Source organism: Streptomyces sp. NPDC047079, assembly GCF_040643755.1.
Classification (GTDB): Bacteria; Actinomycetota; Actinomycetes; order Streptomycetales; family Streptomycetaceae; genus Streptomyces.
Map to the genome: position 1 here is coordinate 73,816 of NZ_JBEYUZ010000004.1, position 17,542 is coordinate 91,357.

Annotated in this window: 18 protein-coding genes and 1 pseudogene; 8 read left to right on the forward strand and 11 right to left on the reverse strand. The window is 71.2% G+C overall.

Annotated features, from left to right (window positions below):
- The first annotated feature begins 115 nt into the window (after positions 1 to 115).
- The 3 genes from ABZ823_RS07350 (at position 116) to ABZ823_RS07360 (ending at position 2,370) form a co-directional block, all read left to right on the forward strand.
- Complete coding sequence (locus ABZ823_RS07350; protein ID WP_361654965.1) at positions 116 to 1,267, forward strand: acyl-CoA dehydrogenase family protein; 1,152 nt, start codon at positions 116 to 118, stop codon at positions 1,265 to 1,267.
- A 96-nt stretch (positions 1,268 to 1,363) separates the two neighbouring features.
- Positions 1,364 to 1,651, forward strand: coding sequence for a YiaA/YiaB family inner membrane protein (locus tag ABZ823_RS07355; protein WP_361654968.1), 288 nt, complete (start codon positions 1,364 to 1,366; stop codon positions 1,649 to 1,651).
- A gap of 92 nt (positions 1,652 to 1,743) precedes the next feature.
- Positions 1,744 to 2,370 (forward strand): TetR/AcrR family transcriptional regulator, encoded by a 627-nt coding sequence (locus ABZ823_RS07360; protein ID WP_361654971.1) that lies wholly within the window; start codon positions 1,744 to 1,746, stop codon positions 2,368 to 2,370.
- A 13-nt stretch (positions 2,371 to 2,383) separates the two neighbouring features.
- On the opposite strand, the gene ABZ823_RS07365 is transcribed toward ABZ823_RS07360, so the two are convergent.
- The gene (locus ABZ823_RS07365) at positions 2,384 to 2,845 is read right to left on the reverse strand and encodes a MaoC family dehydratase (protein ID WP_361655867.1); all 462 of its coding nucleotides are present in this window, start codon (positions 2,843 to 2,845) and stop codon (positions 2,384 to 2,386) included.
- A gap of 114 nt (positions 2,846 to 2,959) precedes the next feature.
- Between ABZ823_RS07365 and soxR the strand changes: the two genes are divergently transcribed.
- The gene (soxR, locus tag ABZ823_RS07370; protein WP_361654973.1) at positions 2,960 to 3,469 is read left to right on the forward strand and encodes a redox-sensitive transcriptional activator SoxR; all 510 of its coding nucleotides are present in this window, start codon (positions 2,960 to 2,962) and stop codon (positions 3,467 to 3,469) included.
- 44 nt (positions 3,470 to 3,513) lie between these two features.
- Here the strand turns inward: soxR and ABZ823_RS07375 are convergent.
- A pseudogene (locus tag ABZ823_RS07375) lies at positions 3,514 to 3,627 on the reverse strand (RNA ligase (ATP)); the annotation flags it as partial.
- Positions 3,628 to 3,713: 86 nt separating this feature from the next.
- Positions 3,714 to 4,316: a hypothetical protein gene (locus ABZ823_RS07380; protein ID WP_361654975.1), complete on the reverse strand. Its 603-nt coding sequence runs from the start codon at positions 4,314 to 4,316 to the stop codon at positions 3,714 to 3,716.
- Positions 4,317 to 4,576: 260 nt separating this feature from the next.
- Here ABZ823_RS07380 and ABZ823_RS07385 point away from each other — a divergent pair, with 260 nt between their 5' ends.
- Positions 4,577 to 7,375: a penicillin acylase family protein gene (locus tag ABZ823_RS07385; protein WP_361654978.1), complete on the forward strand. Its 2,799-nt coding sequence runs from the start codon at positions 4,577 to 4,579 to the stop codon at positions 7,373 to 7,375.
- 395 nt (positions 7,376 to 7,770) lie between these two features.
- Here ABZ823_RS07385 and ABZ823_RS07390 read toward each other — a convergent pair whose 3' ends face one another.
- Positions 7,771 to 9,030 (reverse strand): DUF1343 domain-containing protein, encoded by a 1,260-nt coding sequence (locus tag ABZ823_RS07390; RefSeq protein ID WP_361654981.1) that lies wholly within the window; start codon positions 9,028 to 9,030, stop codon positions 7,771 to 7,773.
- A 151-nt stretch (positions 9,031 to 9,181) separates the two neighbouring features.
- Between ABZ823_RS07390 and ABZ823_RS07395 the strand changes: the two genes are divergently transcribed.
- From ABZ823_RS07395 to ABZ823_RS07405, 3 genes are read left to right on the forward strand one after another with little or no spacing between them, the layout of a single operon-like run.
- A complete protein-coding gene (locus tag ABZ823_RS07395) occupies positions 9,182 to 9,946 on the forward strand; it encodes an SDR family oxidoreductase (protein ID WP_361654984.1) in 765 nt (254 codons plus the stop codon).
- Complete coding sequence (locus ABZ823_RS07400) at positions 9,943 to 11,601, forward strand: AMP-binding protein (RefSeq protein WP_361654987.1); 1,659 nt, start codon at positions 9,943 to 9,945, stop codon at positions 11,599 to 11,601. The genes ABZ823_RS07395 and ABZ823_RS07400 overlap by 4 nt, the downstream gene beginning before the upstream one ends.
- Before the next feature lie 27 nt (positions 11,602 to 11,628).
- The gene (locus ABZ823_RS07405) at positions 11,629 to 12,222 is read left to right on the forward strand and encodes a TetR/AcrR family transcriptional regulator (protein WP_361654990.1); all 594 of its coding nucleotides are present in this window, start codon (positions 11,629 to 11,631) and stop codon (positions 12,220 to 12,222) included.
- Positions 12,223 to 12,273: 51 nt separating this feature from the next.
- On the opposite strand, the gene ABZ823_RS07410 is transcribed toward ABZ823_RS07405, so the two are convergent.
- The 7 genes from ABZ823_RS07410 to ABZ823_RS07440 all read right to left on the reverse strand — a co-directional run bounded on the left by ABZ823_RS07410 (position 12,274) and on the right by ABZ823_RS07440 (position 17,435).
- Complete coding sequence (locus tag ABZ823_RS07410; protein WP_361654993.1) at positions 12,274 to 13,509, reverse strand: acyl-CoA dehydrogenase family protein; 1,236 nt, start codon at positions 13,507 to 13,509, stop codon at positions 12,274 to 12,276.
- A 6-nt stretch (positions 13,510 to 13,515) separates the two neighbouring features.
- Positions 13,516 to 14,538 (reverse strand): phosphotransferase family protein, encoded by a 1,023-nt coding sequence (locus ABZ823_RS07415; protein WP_361654996.1) that lies wholly within the window; start codon positions 14,536 to 14,538, stop codon positions 13,516 to 13,518.
- Between the two features lie 154 nt (positions 14,539 to 14,692).
- Positions 14,693 to 15,604: an MBL fold metallo-hydrolase gene (locus tag ABZ823_RS07420; RefSeq protein WP_361654999.1), complete on the reverse strand. Its 912-nt coding sequence runs from the start codon at positions 15,602 to 15,604 to the stop codon at positions 14,693 to 14,695.
- A gap of 97 nt (positions 15,605 to 15,701) precedes the next feature.
- A complete protein-coding gene (locus ABZ823_RS07425) occupies positions 15,702 to 15,998 on the reverse strand; it encodes a hypothetical protein (RefSeq protein ID WP_361655002.1) in 297 nt (98 codons plus the stop codon).
- A 105-nt stretch (positions 15,999 to 16,103) separates the two neighbouring features.
- Positions 16,104 to 16,427 carry a DUF202 domain-containing protein gene (locus ABZ823_RS07430; protein ID WP_361655004.1) on the reverse strand — a complete coding sequence of 108 codons (324 nt, stop codon included), beginning with the start codon at positions 16,425 to 16,427 and terminating at the stop codon, positions 16,104 to 16,106.
- A complete protein-coding gene (locus tag ABZ823_RS07435) occupies positions 16,424 to 16,816 on the reverse strand; it encodes a DUF202 domain-containing protein (RefSeq protein ID WP_361655007.1) in 393 nt (130 codons plus the stop codon). The genes ABZ823_RS07430 and ABZ823_RS07435 overlap by 4 nt, the downstream gene beginning before the upstream one ends.
- Before the next feature lie 100 nt (positions 16,817 to 16,916).
- A complete protein-coding gene (locus tag ABZ823_RS07440) occupies positions 16,917 to 17,435 on the reverse strand; it encodes an NUDIX domain-containing protein (protein WP_361655010.1) in 519 nt (172 codons plus the stop codon).
- Positions 17,436 to 17,542: the final 107 nt, after the last annotated feature.

Genomic DNA, 17,542 nt, shown 5'->3' on the forward strand with positions numbered 1-17,542 from the left:
CGCACATAGTAGGGCTGCACTCGGAAACTAGCAGTGCTAATTTAAAGGTGCGGATTTCAAAGACCTTCCGGGCCTGCCTCCGCCCTTCCCGGACCTTCCCTTGGGGTGACGCGTCGTGAATCTGGAGTTGAGCGAGGAGCAGGCCGCCGTGCGACGGCTGGCCGAGGAGTTCGTGGCCCGGGAGGTCGCCCCGCACGTCGTCGCCTGGGACCGGGCCGAGGAGGTCGACCGGGGCATCGTCAGGAAGCTGGGCGAGGTCGGCTTCCTCGGGCTCACCATCGACGAGGAGTACGGCGGTTCGGGCGGCGACCATCTCGCGTACTGCCTGGTGACCGAGGAACTGGGCCGCGGCGACTCGTCCGTGCGCGGCATCGTCTCGGTCTCCCTCGGTCTCGTCGCCAAGACCGTCGCCGCCTGGGGCAGCGAGGAGCAGAAACGGCAGTGGCTGCCGGGGCTGACCTCCGGCACGTACGTCGGCTGCTTCGGTCTCACCGAGCCGGGCACCGGCTCGGACGCGGGCAACCTCACCACCAGGGCGGTCCGTGACGGCGACGACTATGTCCTCAACGGCACCAAGATGTTCATCACCAACGGCACCTGGGCCGATGTCGTGCTCCTGTTCGCCCGCTCCACCAACGCCCCGGGCCACCGGGGAGTCTCCGCCTTCCTGGTGCCTACCGGCACTGGCGGCCTCACCCGCCGCCCGATCCACGGCAAGCTGGGCCTGCGCGGCCAGGCCACTGCCGAACTCGTCCTGGAGGACGTACGGGTGCCGGCCTCCGCGATGCTGGGCCCCGAGGGCAAGGGCTTCTCGATCGCCATGTCCGCGCTCGCCAAGGGGCGCATGTCGGTCGCGGCGGGCTGTGTCGGCATCGCCAGGGCCGCCCTGGACGCGGCCGTCCGCTACGCCGGCGAGCGCGAGCAGTTCGGCCGGTCCATCGCCCATCACCAGCTGGTCCAGGAACTCCTGAGCGACATCGCCGTCGACGTGGACGCGGCGCGGCTGCTGACCTGGCGGGTCGCCGATCTGATCGACCGCGGGCTGCCCTTCGCCGTCGAGTCCTCCAAGGCCAAGCTCTTCGCCTCCGAGGCGGCCGTCCGGGCCGCGAACAACGCGCTCCAGGTCTTCGGCGGGTACGGCTACATCGACGAGTACCCGGTGGGCAAACTCCTGCGCGACGCACGGGTGATGACCCTCTACGAAGGCACGAGCCAGATCCAGAAGCTGGTCATCGGGCGAGCGCTGACCGGCATATCGGCGTTCTGACCCGTTCTGAGCGAGCGCCGTGTGTGCTGGTTCCGAGTACGTCTTTGAGTACCCGTACGCATGTCCTCGGCGTCTCGTCGGCCGAGCCTGTCTCCCATGAGCGAGACTCCGGTCAGACAGCAGAGCACGGCCGCCTTCTACGGCCAGGCCGTCGCGTCCTTCGCCGTGGCTCTGGTGGCCACCGCCGTGGGGATCCTCCGGTTGCAGGCCGACGCCTGGGTGCGGGCCTTCCTCGGGATCGCCGTCCTCTACCTCGTGACCTCCGCCTTCACCCTGGCCAAGGTGATCCGCGACCGGCAGGAGGCCGGGCAGATCGTCAGCCGGGTCGACCAGGCGCGGCTGGAGAAGCTGCTCGCCGAACACGATCCCTTCGAGAAACTCTGAGCTGCCCCCGCGCAGGTGGGCGGGCATGCTAAGCGCCCGCTCACCTTCGGCGGTATGGTGTTACTCCAGCCGGCGAGAGGGGCGAGAGAGCGATGACTACGGCGGAGGAGACGGGCGGCGCCGAGGCGCAGCCGTGGGCCGAGGTCACCCCCGACGCGGCCCGGCGGCTGCTCCTGGCCGCCGTGGAGGCCTTCGCCGAGCGCGGCTACCACGCGACCACCACCCGCGACATCGCGGGCCGCGCGGGCATGAGCCCGGCCGCTCTCTACATCCACTACAAGACCAAGGAAGAGCTGCTCCACCGCATCAGCCGGATCGGGCACGAGAAGGCCCTCGAGATCCTGCGGACGGCGGCCCGGCGGGAGGGCTCCGCGACCGAGCGGCTCGCCGACGCCGTCAGCTCCTTCGTCCGCTGGCACGCCGGGGGGCGCACCACCGCCCGGGTCGTGCAGTACGAGCTGGATTCGCTCGGCCCGGACGCCCGCGCCGAGATCCTCGCCCTGCGGCGCCAGGTCGACGCCGAGGTGCGCGGGATCATCGAGGACGGGGTGGCCGCGGGCGAGTTCGACGTCCTGGACGTGCACGGCACCACGATCGCCGTGCTCTCCCTGTGCATCGACGTGGCCCGCTGGTTCAACCTCGACGGCCCGCGCACCCCCGAGGAGGTCGGCGCCCTCTACGCCGACCTCGTGCTGCGGATGGTCGGGGTGCGGAAGTAGCCGTCCGGCCCGCTCAGAGGTAGTAGCGCGACACCGACTCGGCCACGCACACGGGCTTGTCGCCGCCCTCACGCTCCACGGTGAAGGCGATGGCCACCTGCACCCCGCCCGGCACGTCCTCGACGCCGCTGATCACCGCGGTGGCGCGCAGCCGGGAGCCGACCGGGACGGGCGCGGGGAAGCGGACCTTGTTGGTCCCGTAATTGACGCCCATCTTCACGCCCTCGACCCGGATCAGCTGCGGTCCGAAGAGCGGGAGCAGCGAGAGTGTGAGGTAGCCGTGCGCGATGGTCCTGCCGAAGGGGCCCGAAGCCGCCTTCTCGGGGTCCACATGGATCCACTGGTGGTCGCCCGTGGCGTCCGCGAACAGGTCGATCCGCTTCTGGTCGATCTCCAGCCAGTCGGTGTACCCCAGCTGCTCGCCCACCGCCGCCTTCAGCTCCTCGGCGGACGTGAAGGTCCTCGGCTCTGCCATGTTCCCGGCCTCTCGCGTCATGAAGTCAGCATCTCTAAGCAACTGCTTAGCATGGTCGGGTGCGGGACCCATGTCAACGGACCGGGCCAGGACGTGGTGGGTAGGCTCTGGCGAGTGCCCCAGATACCGGAGAAGATCCATGAGCTGACCGTCGGCCAGCTGTCCGCCCGCAGCGGCGCCGCCGTCTCCGCCCTGCACTTCTACGAGTCCAAGGGACTGATCGCCAGCCGCCGCACACCGGGCAACCAGCGCCGCTACCAGCGCGACGCCCTGCGCCGGGTCGCCTTCGTGCGCGCCGCCCAGCGCGTCGGCATCCCGCTCGCCAACATTCGTCAGGCGCTCGCCGAACTGCCCGAGCAGCGCACCCCGACCAGAGAGGACTGGGCCCGGCTCTCGCGGGCGTGGCGGTCCGAACTCGACGAGCGCATCAGCCAGCTGAGCCGCCTCCGCGACCACCTCACCGACTGCATCGGCTGCGGCTGCCTGTCCCTGGATACCTGTGTGCTGTCCAACCCGGACGACGTCCTCGGCGAACGGCAGCCTGGCTCGCGGCTGATGGTGGAGCGCGGGCCCGGGCCCCAGGGGCGGACGCGGGAGCGGGAGGCGGCTCGGGACTGCCGCTGAGCGGGCCCCGGCCCGCGTTCACTCGTACTCCGTGCCGCCCTTCACGTCAGCAGGCACACCGAGCCGTGCAGCTTCTCCGTGAGCGCGACGGGACCGCCCGGCGGGATCGGCGGCACCCACTTGGTTATGCCGAGCGGTCCGGCGGCGTCAGTACCCTCGAAAAAGGGCTGGATCCAGTCGATTTGCGGCTGGTGTACGGGGGTGCGGCATCCCCGGCGCACCCCCGCGCCCTCGGGCATCCTCGTCACGCCGACACCAGCAGCCGTGCGCGCCGGGCGTCCGTCAGCGCCTCTGGCGTCAGCACGGGCACCGGCACCACGATGCCGCAGTCGGTGCAGACCGGACCCGACGACGGCTCATGGGCCAGGTCGTACTTCCATACGAGGCGCTCACCGGCGCACACCGGGCAGGTCGCGCCCGGCTCGCGCTCCAGTGCGGCGATGATCCGGCGCAACACCTCGGCCAGCGGTTCATGGGGGTGGACCCGGGGATCGTCGCACCAGGCGACACCGAAACCGCCCCAGGTCAACCGGTGCCAGTCGTCGACACTGCCCGGCCTGCGCAGCCCGTCGTGCTTCTCCCTCCTGCGACGCTGCGTGAAATCGGCCTCGTAGGCGAGCCAGACGGACCGGGCCTCCTCCAACTCCTCCAGCGCGGCCACGAGCCGCGCCGGATCGGGGGAGCGGTCCTCGGGACCGAACCCGGCCCGGGAGCACAGATGGTCCCAGGTCGCCCGATGCCCGTAGGGGGCGAACTTCTCCAGGCACTTGCGCAGTGAGTAACGCCGTAGCGCCAGATCACACCTGGGATCCCGTACCTGTCTCGCCAGACTCCGGAAACCGGCCATCGCCCTGCACCTCCGTCACACCTGCACCTGAACTTCGGTTACTTCGGCGTCGTCGTACGGACGTCGCCGAATAGACGTATCGACAAGCGAATCGGCTCCATCCTTTTTCGATGACATCCCCCAACCGACTGTCGGTCGCTTGGAAACTGACGTGTGTTCATCTTCAATCGCGGGGATACCGGCGGTAACGTGCGCCCGCCCCCTCCCCCACGCTCTCGGCTGCACTCGAGCAGGGGGACCCTCATTCGGGAGGAGCTGCCATGCCACAGCGCGCCCCACGCAAGGTCCTCGACAGACTGAGAACTCCCCGCAGATTTCCGAAGTTCCTCAAGACGGCCGCGATATGCGTCCTCGTGGGGGGTCTTTTGTCGCCAATCTCCCAGGCGGCCGCGGGCACCGCGGCGGACGCCGGGGCGCCGGCCGCCAACGACTACTGCGGCGGCCAGTGTTCGGACATCCTGCCGCCCGGCGAGAACGGCAACGCCACCCTCGCCCAGATCCTGCTCAACCAGGCCTTCGGCACCCAGCCCACTCACGCCGAGGACCAACTCGGCCCGTACGCCAACCTGGCCACGGGCTACCCCGCGCTCACCGACGCCAAGGTCGACACCTTCTTCAACGACGCCTCGTTCGGCGTCCCGCCCGATCAGGTCGCCTCCACCGAGAAGCCCGCGGGCCGCGGCGACGTGACCATCGTCCGGGACAGGAAGACGGGCGTCCCGCACATCACCGGTACCACCAGATACGGCACCGAGTTCGGCGCCGGGTATGCGGCGGCCGAGGACCGGCTGTGGCTGATGGACGTCTTCCGGCACGTCGGACGCGGCCGGTTGACCTCCTTCGCCGGCGGCGCGGCCGCCAACCAGGGCCTCGAACAGGAGTTCTGGCGCAACGCGCCCTACACCGAGGCCGATCTACAGGCCCAGATCGACAAGGCGGTGGCCACCGCCGGCGACCGCGGCAGGCAGGCCCTCGACGACGTCAACGCCTATCTCGCCGGTGTCAACGCCTACATCGACACCTCCGACAGCGGCCGTTACTTCCCCGGCGAGTACGTTCTGACCGGCCACAAGGACGCGATCACCAACGCCGGAACCATCGAGCACTTCAAGGTCACCGACCTCGTGGCGCTGGCCTCCGTGATCGGCGCGCTGTTCGGCTCCGGCGGTGGCGGCGAGGTCAACAACGCCGTCTCCCTGCTCGCCGCCCAGTCGAAGTACGGCGTGGCGCGGGGCACCGAGGTCTGGGAGTCCTTCCGCGAGCGCAACGACCCCGAGGCCGTCCTCACCGTCCACAACGGCGAGAGCTTCCCGTACGCGTCGAAGCCCGACAGCCCGCAGGGCGAGGCGCTGCCCGACGCCGGTTCGGTGACCCGGGAGCCGCTCGTCTACGACCGCACCGGCAGCGCCGCCGCCCCCAGCTCCACCAACGCCTCGAAGAGCGCCGCCACCAGGGCCCTGTCCTCCGCCCGGCGCGGTATGTCCAACGCCCTCGTGGTCAGCGGCAAGCACACGGCGAGCGGCCACCCGATCGCCGTCTTCGGCCCGCAGACCGGCTACTTCGCGCCCCAGTTGCTCATGCTCCAGGAAATCCAGGGCCCGGGCATCAGCGCCCGCGGCGCCTCCTTCGCGGGCCTGAGCATGTACGTCGAACTGGGCCGTGGCCAGGACTACTCGTGGAGCGCCACGACCTCCGGCCAGGACATCATCGACACCTACGCCGTCGAGCTGTGCCAGGACGACTACCACTACCTGTACCACGGCACCTGCACCGCCATGGACAAGGTCGAGCAGAAGAACTCCTGGTCCCCGACCGTCGCCGACGGGACCGCGGCCGGCTCGTACACCATGCGGGCGTGGCGGACGAAGTACGGTCCAGTCGAGTACCGCGCGACCGTCGGCGGCAAGAAGGTCGCCTACACCACCCTGCGCTCGTCCTACCTGCACGAGGCCGACTCGATCATCGGCTTCCAGATGCTGAACGACCCCGGCTACGTCAAGGGCCCCGACGACTTCCAGAGTGCCGTGCGGCATATCAACTACACGTTCAACTGGTTCTACGCCGACTCCCAGCACACCGCGTACTACAACAGCGGCGACAACCCGGTGCGCGCGAACGGGATCGACGCCGAGTTCCCGGTGTGGGCGCGGGCGGCCTACGAGTGGCGCGCATGGGACCCGGCCATGAACACGGCGGACTACACCCCGCCGTCCCAGCACCCCAGCTCCGTCGACCAGGACTACTACGTCTCCTGGAACAACAAGCAGGCCAAGGACTACACCGCCGCTCCCTGGGGCGAGGGCTCGGTCCACCGCGGCAATCTGCTGGAGGACCGGGTGAAGAAGCTGGTGGCGGCGGGCGGGGTGACCCGCTCGGCGCTGGTGAAGGCGATGGCGGACGCCGGGCTCGCCGATCTGCGGGCCGAGGACGTGCTGCCGAAACTGCTGAAGGTCGTGAACAGCTCGGCGGTCACGGACCCCACGGCCGCGGCGGCGGTGAGCAAGCTGTCCGCCTGGGTGTCGGCCGGCGCGCGGCGCACGGAGACCTCGGCCGACTCGAAGACCTACGCCGACGCCGACGCGATCCGCATCCTGGACGCCTGGTGGCCGCTGCTGGTGAAGGCGCAGTTCGAGCCCGGGCTCGGCAGCGACCTCTACACGGCCTTCGCCGGCAACCTGCCGGTCGACGAGTCCCCGTCGGCCGCGCACGGCCCGACCGGCGCGCACGCCGGAAGCTCCTTCCAGTACGGCTGGTGGAGCTATGTCGACAAGGACGTCCGGGCGGTGCTCGGGGAGTCGGTGCAGGGACCGCTGCCGCAGAAGTACTGCGGCGGCGGCAGCCTGGGCGCCTGCCGGGACATCCTGATCGGCACCCTGAAACAGGCCGCCGGACTGACCGCGTCCCAGGTGTACCCCGGAGACGACCAGTGCTCGGCGGGTGACCAGTGGTGCGCCGACTCGATCGTCCAGCGCACCCTCGGCGGCATCAAACACGGCAGGATCAGCTGGCAGAACCGGCCGACGTTCCAGCAGGTGGTGGAGTACACCTCGCACCGGTAGGCCAACGGCGGCGGGTCAGGTCACCCGGCCCGCCGCCGGCACCAGCTGTGCCGGTTCCCGGTGCACGATGTCGCCGTGCGCGCCGGAAGGCGGTCCGCCGTGGCAGACCACGGCGGACGCGTCGACGTTCACACGGCCCGTCGTCGGCAGCCCCCTCAGCGCGTCGGCGAGCGAGAGACCCGGGCGCCGTCCACCGCCTGCACGCCGTCATCCCCCATCGCGTCCCATCGCGCCCCATCGGGGCCCGAGGACGAGCCGGCCGAGCTCCTCCAGCGCGTGCGCCCTCGTCGGGGCGCCGGTCCAGCAACCGGGCGAGTTCCTCCACCACGGCGGCGCGGCCGGGGAAGACCTCCACCGGCGCCTGCCGGCGGCGCTCGTCCAGCCCCGGCCGCGGCTCATGCGTACACGAGGTACCTCCCGCGAAGGCGCCGGAAGGCGCGGAGCTCGTCCTGCCAGGCGGCCACGACCTCGTCCGCCGTCGCCCCCGCGTCGATCAGCGTGCGCACCCGGGCGGACCCGGTGAGCCGGTCGATCCAGTCGTCGGGGCGCCAGGCGAAGCCGCTCCACACCTTCCTGGCGGTCACGAGCAGGCCGATCCCGGTGCGTACGGGGTCGTACGCGGCCCGGTCGTGCACATGGATCTGCACACCGCCGACGGTCTTCCCCTGGAACTTGGAGAACGTGGGCGTGAAGTACGCCTCCCGGAAATGCACTCCGGGCAGGCCCAGGCCTTCCGCCTCGGCCGCCCACCGTCCGTCGACGCCTTCGGCGCCCAGCAGTTCGAAGGGCCGGGTGGTGCCGCGTCCCTCCGAGAGGTTGGTGCCCTCGAACAGACAGGTTCCCGAGTAGACCAGCGCGGTGTCGGGCGTCGGCATGTTCGGGCTCGGCGGCACCCAGGGGAGGCCGGAGACGTCGTAGAAGTCCGACCGCCTCCAGCCCGTCATCAGTACGGTGTCGAGCGGGACGGGCGCGTTCAGGAACTCCCCGTTGAACAGCAGTGCCAGCTCCGCCACCGTCATCCCGTGCGCCTGGGAGACCGGCTGCCGTCCCACGAAACTGGCGAACTCCTTGTGCAGGACCGGTCCTTGGGCGGACCGACCGGTCACGGGATTGGGCCGGTCCAGGAGCATGAACCGCTTCCCCGCCAGCCGTGCCGCCTCCATGCAGTCGTACAGCGTCCAGATGTAGGTGTAGAAGCGGGCGCCCACGTCCTGGATGTCGAAGACGACCGTGTCGACGCCGGAGGCCGTGAAGGCGTCCGCGAGCGCCTGGCCGCTCTTTCCGTAGGTGTCGTACACGGGAAGTCCGGTCGCCGGATCGTCGTAGCGGCCCTGGGAGCCGCCCGCCTGCGCGGTGCCGCGGAACCCGTGCTCGGGACCGAAGACCGCGACCAGGTCCACCCGGGGGTCGGCGTGCATCACATCGACGATGTGACGCAGGTCCCGGGTCACCCCGGTCGGATTGGTGACCACCCCGACCCGTCGGCCGTCCAGGCGCGCGTAGTTGTCCGCCGCCAGACGTTCGAAACCGGTGCGCAGGCGTCTGCCGCGCTCGCCGCCGGAGACAGGGGCGGGAGCGGCGGACGAGGGGGGCGCCGAGAGTGACACGGCCGTCGCCGTGGTAGTGGTGAGCAGCCCGCGTCTGGACAGCGTCATGCGGTGACCTCCGTGATCGACGGAACTGTCATGCGCACGCACTATCGGAGGAGGCCCTTCCCTCGTTACATACCGACTGGTTAGTCTGGCGTTCGCAACAGAGCCGACCGTGGCAGAGCCGAGTCGCGTCGCGTCGCGTCGAAGGAGACCGATGGTGGAAGCCGTGCAGGATGCGGGAGTGGTCGTCACCGGGGCGGGGGGCGGGATCGGGGCCGCTCTGGCCCGCCGCTTCGCCGCCGAGGGAGCGCGGGTCGTCGTGAACGACCTGGACGCCGAACGGGCGAAGGCCGTGGCCGACGAGATCGGCGGCATCGCGGTCCCCGGCGACGCCTCCTCGATCGTGGCCGAGGCGCGGGACGCCCTCGGCGGCACGGTCGACATCTACTGCGCCAACGCGGGCCTCGGTTCCGCCGGCACCGAGGCCGCCGACGAGGAGGTGTGGGAGCGGGCCTGGGACGTGAACGTCATGGCGCACGTCCGCGCCGCCCACGCCCTGCTGCCCGCCTGGCTGGAGCGCGGCGAGGGCCGGTTCGTCTCCACCGTCTCCGCCGCCGGACTGCTCACCATGATCGGCGCCGCCCCCTACAGCGTCACCAAGCACGGGGCGTACGCCTTCGCCGAGTGGCTCTCGCTGACCTACCGGCACCGCGGCCTCAAGGTCCACGCGATCTGCCCCCAGGGCGTCCGCACCGACATGCTGACCGCCTCCGGAAGCGCCGGTGAACTGGTCCTCGTACCGACCGCGATCGAACCCGCGGAGGTCGCCGACGCGCTGCTCAAGGGCATCGAGGAGGACCGCTTCCTGATCCTGCCGCACCCCGAGGTCGCCGCGTACTACCAGACGCGCGCCACCGAGCCGGACCGCTGGCTGACGAACATGAACCACCTCCAGCAGAAGTGGGAGTCCGCCCGGTGAGCACGTCCCGGTACGCGGCGAAGCCCTGGCTCGCCCTGCTCGATGACGCCCAGCGCGCCACCGTCCACCCCGCCGACTCCCTGGTGCACGCCCTGCGCACGGTGCCCGGGGACCGCACCGCCCTCGCCTACTTCGACGGGCGCATCACCTACGCGGAACTGGACGACCTCACCGACTCGGTCGCCGGCCACCTCGCCGCCCGCGGCCTCGAACGCGGCGACCGCGTCGCGGTCCTGTTGCAGAACTCCCCGCACTTCGTGATCGCCCTGCTCGGGGCCTGGAAGGCCGGCGCGACCGTCGTGCCCGTCAACCCGATGTACAAGTCGGGCGAGGTCACGCACATCCTGAAGGACGCCGAGGTCAGCGCCCTGGTGTGCGCCGACCGGGCGTGGGAGGCGTATCTGCGCGACACGGCCGCCGGCTCGCCGGTCCGCATCGTGCTCACCGCCTGCGAGCTGGACCTCCAGACCCGGGGCGACGCGCGCGTGCTGACCTTCGAGCGGGCGGAACCGGCCGCCGACGCGGACGACCTCGTGGCCGTCGCCCGGCAGGGCCACCGGGCACCCGAGGGCCGCGACCCCGCTCCCTCGGACATCGCCCTGATCAGCTACACCTCGGGCACCAGCGGCACCCCCAAGGGCGCCACCAACACCCACGGCAACATCATGTACAACGCCGAGCGGCAGCGGACCGGGCTGGGCCTGCCCGAGGTGCCGGTCTACTTCGCGCTGGCGCCCCTGTTCCACATCACCGGCATGGTGTGCGAACTGGTGTCCTGTCTCACCAGCGGGGGCACGCTCGTCCTCGCCTACCGCTTCGAGGCGGGCGTCGTCCTCGACGCCTTCGCCGAGCACCGGCCTCACTACACCGTGGGCCCGTCGACGGCCTTCATGGCACTGGCCGCCCACCCGTCCGCCACCCCCGGCCACTTCTCCTCCTTCCAGGGCATCTCCTCGGGCGGAGCCCCGCTGCCGCCCGCCCTGGTGGAGAAGTTCCGGGCCGACTTCGGGCCCTACATCCGCAACGGCTACGGCCTCACCGAGTGCACCGCCCCCTGCGCCTCCGTGCCGCCCGCCCGCGAGGCCCCCGTGGACCCCGTCTCCGGGACGCTGGCCGTCGGCGTGCCGGGCCCCGACACGGTCGTCCGCATCGTCGACGACCAGGGGCTGGAGGTACCGTTCGGTGAGCAGGGCGAGATCGTCGTCCGGGGTCCGCAGGTCGTGCCCGGCTACTGGGGGCGGCCCGACGCCACCGCCGAGACCTTCCCGGACGGGGAACTGCGCACCGGGGACATCGGATTCATGGACGAGCAGGGCTGGCTGTACGTCGTCGACCGCAAGAAGGACATGATCAACGCGTCCGGCTTCAAGGTGTGGCCGCGCGAGGTCGAGGACGTCCTCTACACCCATCCGGCGGTGCGCGAGGCGGCCGTCGTCGGGGTGCCCGACGGCTACCGCGGGGAGACGGTCAAGGCGTACATCAGCCTCCGGCCCGGCGCCGAGACGGATCCGGAGGCGCTGGCCGCGTACTGCAAGGAGAGACTGGCGGCTTATAAGTACCCCCGCCAGGTGGAGATCCTGACCGACCTGCCGAAAACGGCGAGTGGGAAGATCCTCCGTCGGGAACTGCGTTCCCGCTCGCAGATCAGCCAGTAGAGCATCACGGAAAGGCAGGTGGCGGCAGTGCCCAGAACGACGGAGGGGGACGGTACACCCGTTCCGCAGCGGCTGCTGGCCGCCGCCACCCGGCTCTTCGCCGACCAGGGGTACGACCGCACGTCCGTGCAGGAGATCGTCGAGGCGGCCGGTGTCACCAAGGGCGCGCTGTACCACTACTTCGGCTCCAAGGACGATCTGCTGCACGAGGTGTACGCGCGCGTGCTGCGCGTCCAGCAGGAACGCCTCGACGCTTTCGCGGACGCCGACGAGCCGGTCGAGAAGCGGCTGCGGGACGCGGCCGCCGACGTCGTCGTCACCACGATCGAGAACCTCGACGACGCGATGATCTTCTTCCGGTCCATGCACCACCTGAGCCCGGAGAAGAACAAGCAGGTACGCGCCGAGCGGCGCCGCTACCACGAACGGTTCCGCGCGCTGATCGAGGAGGGCCAGAAGGAGGGCGTGTTCTCCACCGCCACGCCCGCCGACCTGGTGGTCGACTATCACTTCGGCTCGGTGCACCACCTGTCGACCTGGTACCGCCCCGACGGGCCGCTCAGCCCCCAGCAGGTCGCCGATCACCTCGCGGACCTGTTGCTGCGGGCGTTGCGCCCCTGAGCCCACGCGTGTGCGGGGCGGCCGTGCCCACGGCCGCCCCGCACCCGTGTCTCACAGGTACTTCTTCAGCTCCCGGCGCGCCAGGGACCGCTGGTGCACCTCGTCCGGGCCGTCCGCGAGCCGCAGGGTCCGGGCCGCCGCCCACAGTTCGGCCAGCGGGAAGTCCTGGCTGACCCCGCCCGCGCCGTGCAGCTGGACCGCCTTGTCGATGATGTCGACGACCGTGCGCGGGGTGGCGATCTTGATGGCCTGGATCTCGGTGTGCGCGCCCCTGTTGCCGACCGTGTCCATCATCCACGCGGTCTTCAGGACCAGCAGCCGCAGCTGCTCCACGGCCACGCGTGCGTCGGCGATCCAGTTGTGCACGACGCCCTGCTGGGCGAGCGCCTTGCCGAAGGCGGTGCGGGAGACGGCCCGCTCGCACATCAGCTCGATCGCCCGCTCGGCCATGCCGATCAGCCGCATGCAGTGGTGGATACGGCCCGGACCGAGCCGGGCCTGGGCGATGGCGAAGCCGCCGCCCTCCTCGCCGATCAGGTTCGACACCGGCACGCGTGCATGGTCGAAGACGACCTCGGCGTGACCGCCGTGGTAGTGGTCCTCGTAGCCGTACACCTGCATCGCGCGCTTGACGTGCACGCCGGGCGTGTCGCGCGGGACCAGCACCATCGACTGCTGACGGCGGATGTCGGGCCCGTCCGGGTCCGTCTTGCCCATGACGATGAAGATCTTGCAGTCCGGGTTCATCGCCCCGGAGATGTACCACTTGCGGCCGGTGATGACGTACTCTCCGCCGCTCTCGGCGGTGCCCCCCTCGTCGCGCTCGATGAGCGTGGTGATGTTGGTGGCGTCGGAGGAGGCCACCTCCGGCTCGGTCATCGCGAACGCCGACCGGATCTCCCCGGCGAGCAGCGGCTCCAGCCACTGCTTCCGCTGCCGCTCGTCACCGAACTGGGCGAGCACCTCCATGTTGCCCGTGTCGGGCGCCGCGCAGTTCAGCGCGGTGGGCGCGAGCTGCGGGGAGCGGCCGGTGATCTCGGCGAGCGGGGCGTACTGGAGGTTGGTGAGCCCGGCGCCGTACTCCGCGTCCGGCAGGAAGAGATTCCACAGGCCCTGCCGGCGGGCCTCCGCCTTCAGCTCCTCGACGATCGCGGGGGTGTCCCACGGGGAGGCCAGCCCCGCCCGCTGCTCGTGGGCGACGGCCTCGGCCGGGTAGACATGCTCGTCCATGAAGGCGAGCAACTTGGCGCGCAGCTCCTCGGTGCGCGCGTCGAACGCGAAGTCCATGGCGGATCAGCCTTCCTGGAGGGTGGTCAGGCCGTGCTCGATGAAGACGGGCACCAGTTCGCCGATGCGGTCGAAGCCCCGTCCGACCGTCTGGCCGAGGGTGTAGCGGTAGTGGATGCCTTCGAGGATGACGGCGAGCTTGAACCAGGCGAACGCCGTGTACCAGGAGACGCCGGTGAGGTCGCGCCCCGAGCGGGCGGCGTACCGCTCGATCAGCTCGGCCGGGTCCGGGTGTCCCGCGGCCGAGGCGGTGGTGGAGATGGGGGAGTCCGGCAGCTGGAGCGGCACGCTGTACATCGCCAGCAGGCCGACGTCGGTGAGGGGGTCGCCGAGCGTGGACATCTCCCAGTCCAGGATGGCGGCGATCCGGTCGTCCTCGCCGAGCAGCACGTTGTCCAGGCGGTAGTCGCCGTGGATCACGGTGGCCGGGGGCGAGACGGGCAGCGCGCGGCCGAGTGCGGCGTGCAGCTCGTCGATGCCGGGCAGCTCACGGTTGCGGGAGGCGTCCAGCTGCTTGCCCCAGCGGCGCAGCTGCCGGTCCAGGAAGCCATCGGGGCGGCCGAAGTCCGCGAGCCCCACCGCGTCGGGGTCCACCGCGTGCAGCTCGACCAGGGTGTCCACCAGGCCGAGGACCGCGTCCCTGGTCCGCTGCGGGCCGAGCGGGGCCAGTTGCCCGGCCGTGCGGTAGGGGGTGCCCTCGACGAAGTCCATCACGTAGAAGGGGGCGCCCAGGACCGAGTCGTCCTCGCACAGCAGGACCGGGCGCGGCACCGGGACCGCCGTCGGGTGCAGCGCGCTGATCACCCGGTGCTCGCGCTTCATGTCGTGCGCGGTGGCCAGGACGTGCCCGAGCGGGGGCCGCCGTACGACCCACTTGGCCGTGCCGTCCGAGACGGCGTAGGTGAGGTTGGACCGCCCGCCCTCGATCAGCCGGCCCGTCAGAGGACCGTTCACCAGGCCGGGCCGCTCGGTGTCGAGCAGGCCGCGCAGCCGGTCGAGATCGAGACCCGGCGGGTGGTCTGGGCTCATCATTGCTCCTCCTGGCGCGGAAAAGGGATCTGCATCATGATGCCGACCGGTCGGTATGCCGTCCAGTGGGTGGGGCGAACGTGATCGGCGCCACGAGCTCTTCGTGGCGCCCGGCTGCCGGGTGTCGTCACGGCGGCGGCGCGCCGCCGCGCTCTCATGCGTGGCTGGCGACCATCTCCCCGCCGTTCACGACGGCCATGTCGTGGAAGGCGGGCAGCGGATCCATGGGGGCGCCCTCCGGCCGTCCGTCCAGCTCGGCGTAGGCACGGTGCAGATTGGCCACCAGCCGCTCGCTCTCGCGCCACTCGGCGAACTCGCCCAGGTCGGTGGCGCGGGCGGCCTCCAGCGGCGTACGTCCCGCCGCGTGGTTCTGCTGCGCCACCTCCGCGACGAACCGCAGATAGCGTTCGGTGCGGTCGAACTCCGATGGATCGGTGATCGCGCCATGGCCGGGTACGACCGTCTCGGCGCCCAGGCCGCGCAGCACGTCCAGGGCGCGCAGCGAGCCGCTGAGCGAACCCATCAGGAAGAACGGCGTACCGCCCTCGAAGACGAGGTCGCCGGCGAACACCACCCGCCGGTGCGGGAGCCACACCACGGAGTCCCCGACGGTGTGGGCGACGCCGGGATGGATGATCTCCGCGTCGATCCCGCCGACATGCAGCGTCGTGCGGTCGGTGTACGTCAGGTCGGCGCCCTGGATGCGGATGTCCCCGTAGTCGGTCGCGGGCCACACCAGCGGCAGGTTGTGCCCGCTCGCCAGTGCCTCCCGGCGGCAGTCGGCGTGCGAGACGATCACCGCGGACGGCGCGAAGAGGCCGTTGCCATAGGTGTGGTCGCCATGGTGGTGGGTATTGACGACGAACCGCGGCGCGGGCACCCCCGTGGCCGCGAGCGCGGCGGCCAGGGCGCGTGTGCGGCGCTCGGTCGCCGCGGTGTCGACGAGCAGGGTCGTGCCGCCGTCGCTCACGAGCCCGGCGTTGTTCAGACACCACCCGCCGTCCGGCTGCACATAGGCGTGTACGTCGTCGGCCAGTGCGACCGTGTACGGCTCCGCCGCGGCCATGGGACCCCCTCAGTCGTCGTCAACCGGTGATCAGCCTGCCAGTCGACAACGAGACCGCGGCGGCAGGGGTTCCCTGGCGCTGCCGGCCGTGGAGCCCTCAGTGGTCGTCCCAGTGTCCCTCGTGCTCGGCGTGCCGGTGGCCGTCGTGCAGATAGTCGACATGGTCGCCGTGCCGCACCTGGCGGTGGCCGCAGCCCTCTCCGTGCTGGTGCTCGTGTCCCTCGTGGGTGACGTGCCCGCCGGCCTCGCACTCGTCCCAGTGACCGCCGTGCTCGCGGTGCAGATGGCCGTCGTGCGCGTAGTCGACGTGGTCCCCGTGCGGTACGGCGTCGTGCCCGCAGGCGGGGCCGTGGCTGTGGGTGTGTGCTGTGTGTTCCGCATGCTGAGTGCTCATGGCGCTCACCTCGGAGGTGTCGTGCGAATGGCGTGGACCGGCGGGATGAAATGGTGCAATCCCGACTCATTCGTCAAGTGTGCCGTGCGAACGCCCAGGACGCGCTCAGAACACCAGTGCGGCCGCGCACAGCGCGAGGGCGGCCGTGCAGAGGGTCGCGGCGGCGGCGTGACGGGGCTTCAGGCGCGGGGGGTGGCCGGTTTCCGTGGTGGCCAGGGCACGGATGCGCCGGTGGGCGAGCGCCAGGAGGCCGAGCCAGAGCAGGCCGCACAGGGTGACCGTGACCAAGCCGGCCGCCGTCCCGTCGTGCAGCGCCGCCTTCACGGCCAGAACGGCCACCACGGTGCTCGACAGGGTCGTGCGGCGCCAGGCGAGCCGGGTGCGTTCCGGCTGGAGCCCCGGGTCGCGCTCCGGGGCCGGGCCGCTCATCCTTCCCAGCCGGCGAGAACGATCACGACCATCGCGACCGCCACCACGGCGACGGCGATGCTCAGCAGCGCGGGGAAACGCGAGGCGGGAAGGTCCTCGCCGCGCCGCATCGCCCGCTCGCAGCGCACCCAGTGGTTGATGGCGCGCAGCGAGCACAGCACTCCCGCGCCCAGCAACCCCAGGGCGAGCCCGGCCCGCCAGGCCCAGCGCAGGTCCGGCAGGAACTGGTCCACGGCGAAGCCCCCGCCGATCAGCGCCAGCGCGGTGCGCAGCCAGGCCAGAAAGGTGCGCTCGTTGGCCAGCGAGAAGCGGTAGTCGGGCGTACGGCCTTCCTGCCGGACCTCCTGGGGCACGAACCACAGCCGGACGTTCCGCACGAATTCGCTCACCCGATGGACCCTACCGGTCCGCTCCGGGACTCCGGCGTGGCGGTGGCGGGCACGACCCAAGGGGAGGCCGCCCGAGGCGGGGCCGGCCCTGGCGGGCAGGTCAGGCCGTGGCCCGGCGGTGCTCCTCGAGGCGTCGGTACGCGGCCAGACCGTCCGGGACCCACTCCCAGTCGGACAGCCGGCGTTCCACCTCCTCCTCCGGAAGGAACGCGTGCCAGGCGACCTCCTCGGCCTGGGGGCTGACGGGCAGGTCGCAGCGGACCTGGTAGACCGAGGACCACCAGGTCCGGCCGGCGCCGTCGTCGTACAGGAACTTGAACAGCGGCTCGGGCCGGGGCAGCCCGCTGATGCCGAGTTCCTCCTCCGCCTCCCGCAGGGCCGCCTCGTCGTATGTCTCGCCCGCGCCCACGACCCCGCCGACGAACATGTCGTACAGGGACGGGAAGACCAGCTTGGTGGGGGTGCGGCGGTGGACGAAGAGCCGGCCCTCGCCGTCCCGCGCCTGGATGAACACACACCGGTGGCGCAGCCCACGCGCGTAGGCCTCACCGCGGGGCGACTGCCCGACGACCCTGTCGTTCTCGTCCACGATGTCGAGGAGTTCGTCAGCGGCACTCATGGACCCATCCAAGCAGCCGGAACCGCCACCGTGGGCGCCGCCCGTGCGGTAGGGACCCCGCACCGTGGGCGCCGCCCGTGCGGTACGGACCCGTCCGCCCCGCCGTC

What these genes read in the sequence shown, in the direction of transcription:
- ABZ823_RS07430 (WP_361655004.1), bottom strand. Translation starts at nt 16,427, where the DNA reads ATGAGCGGCCCGGCCCCGGAGCGCGACCCGGGGCTCCAGCCGGAACGC.
- ABZ823_RS07440 (WP_361655010.1), bottom strand. Translation starts at nt 17,435, where the DNA reads ATGAGTGCCGCTGACGAACTCCTCGACATCGTGGACGAGAACGACAGG.
- ABZ823_RS07390 (WP_361654981.1), bottom strand. Translation starts at nt 9,030, where the DNA reads ATGACGCTGTCCAGACGCGGGCTGCTCACCACTACCACGGCGACGGCC.
- ABZ823_RS07420 (WP_361654999.1), bottom strand. Translation starts at nt 15,604, where the DNA reads ATGGCCGCGGCGGAGCCGTACACGGTCGCACTGGCCGACGACGTACAC.
- ABZ823_RS07380 (WP_361654975.1), bottom strand. Translation starts at nt 4,316, where the DNA reads ATGGCCGGTTTCCGGAGTCTGGCGAGACAGGTACGGGATCCCAGGTGT.
- ABZ823_RS07410 (WP_361654993.1), bottom strand. Translation starts at nt 13,509, where the DNA reads ATGGACTTCGCGTTCGACGCGCGCACCGAGGAGCTGCGCGCCAAGTTG.
- ABZ823_RS07365 (WP_361655867.1), bottom strand. Translation starts at nt 2,845, where the DNA reads ATGGCAGAGCCGAGGACCTTCACGTCCGCCGAGGAGCTGAAGGCGGCG.
- ABZ823_RS07360 (WP_361654971.1), top strand. Translation starts at nt 1,744, where the DNA reads ATGACTACGGCGGAGGAGACGGGCGGCGCCGAGGCGCAGCCGTGGGCC.
- ABZ823_RS07355 (WP_361654968.1), top strand. Translation starts at nt 1,364, where the DNA reads ATGAGCGAGACTCCGGTCAGACAGCAGAGCACGGCCGCCTTCTACGGC.
- ABZ823_RS07395 (WP_361654984.1), top strand. Translation starts at nt 9,182, where the DNA reads ATGGTGGAAGCCGTGCAGGATGCGGGAGTGGTCGTCACCGGGGCGGGG.
- ABZ823_RS07385 (WP_361654978.1), top strand. Translation starts at nt 4,577, where the DNA reads ATGCCACAGCGCGCCCCACGCAAGGTCCTCGACAGACTGAGAACTCCC.
- ABZ823_RS07415 (WP_361654996.1), bottom strand. Translation starts at nt 14,538, where the DNA reads ATGAGCCCAGACCACCCGCCGGGTCTCGATCTCGACCGGCTGCGCGGC.
- ABZ823_RS07425 (WP_361655002.1), bottom strand. Translation starts at nt 15,998, where the DNA reads ATGAGCACTCAGCATGCGGAACACACAGCACACACCCACAGCCACGGC.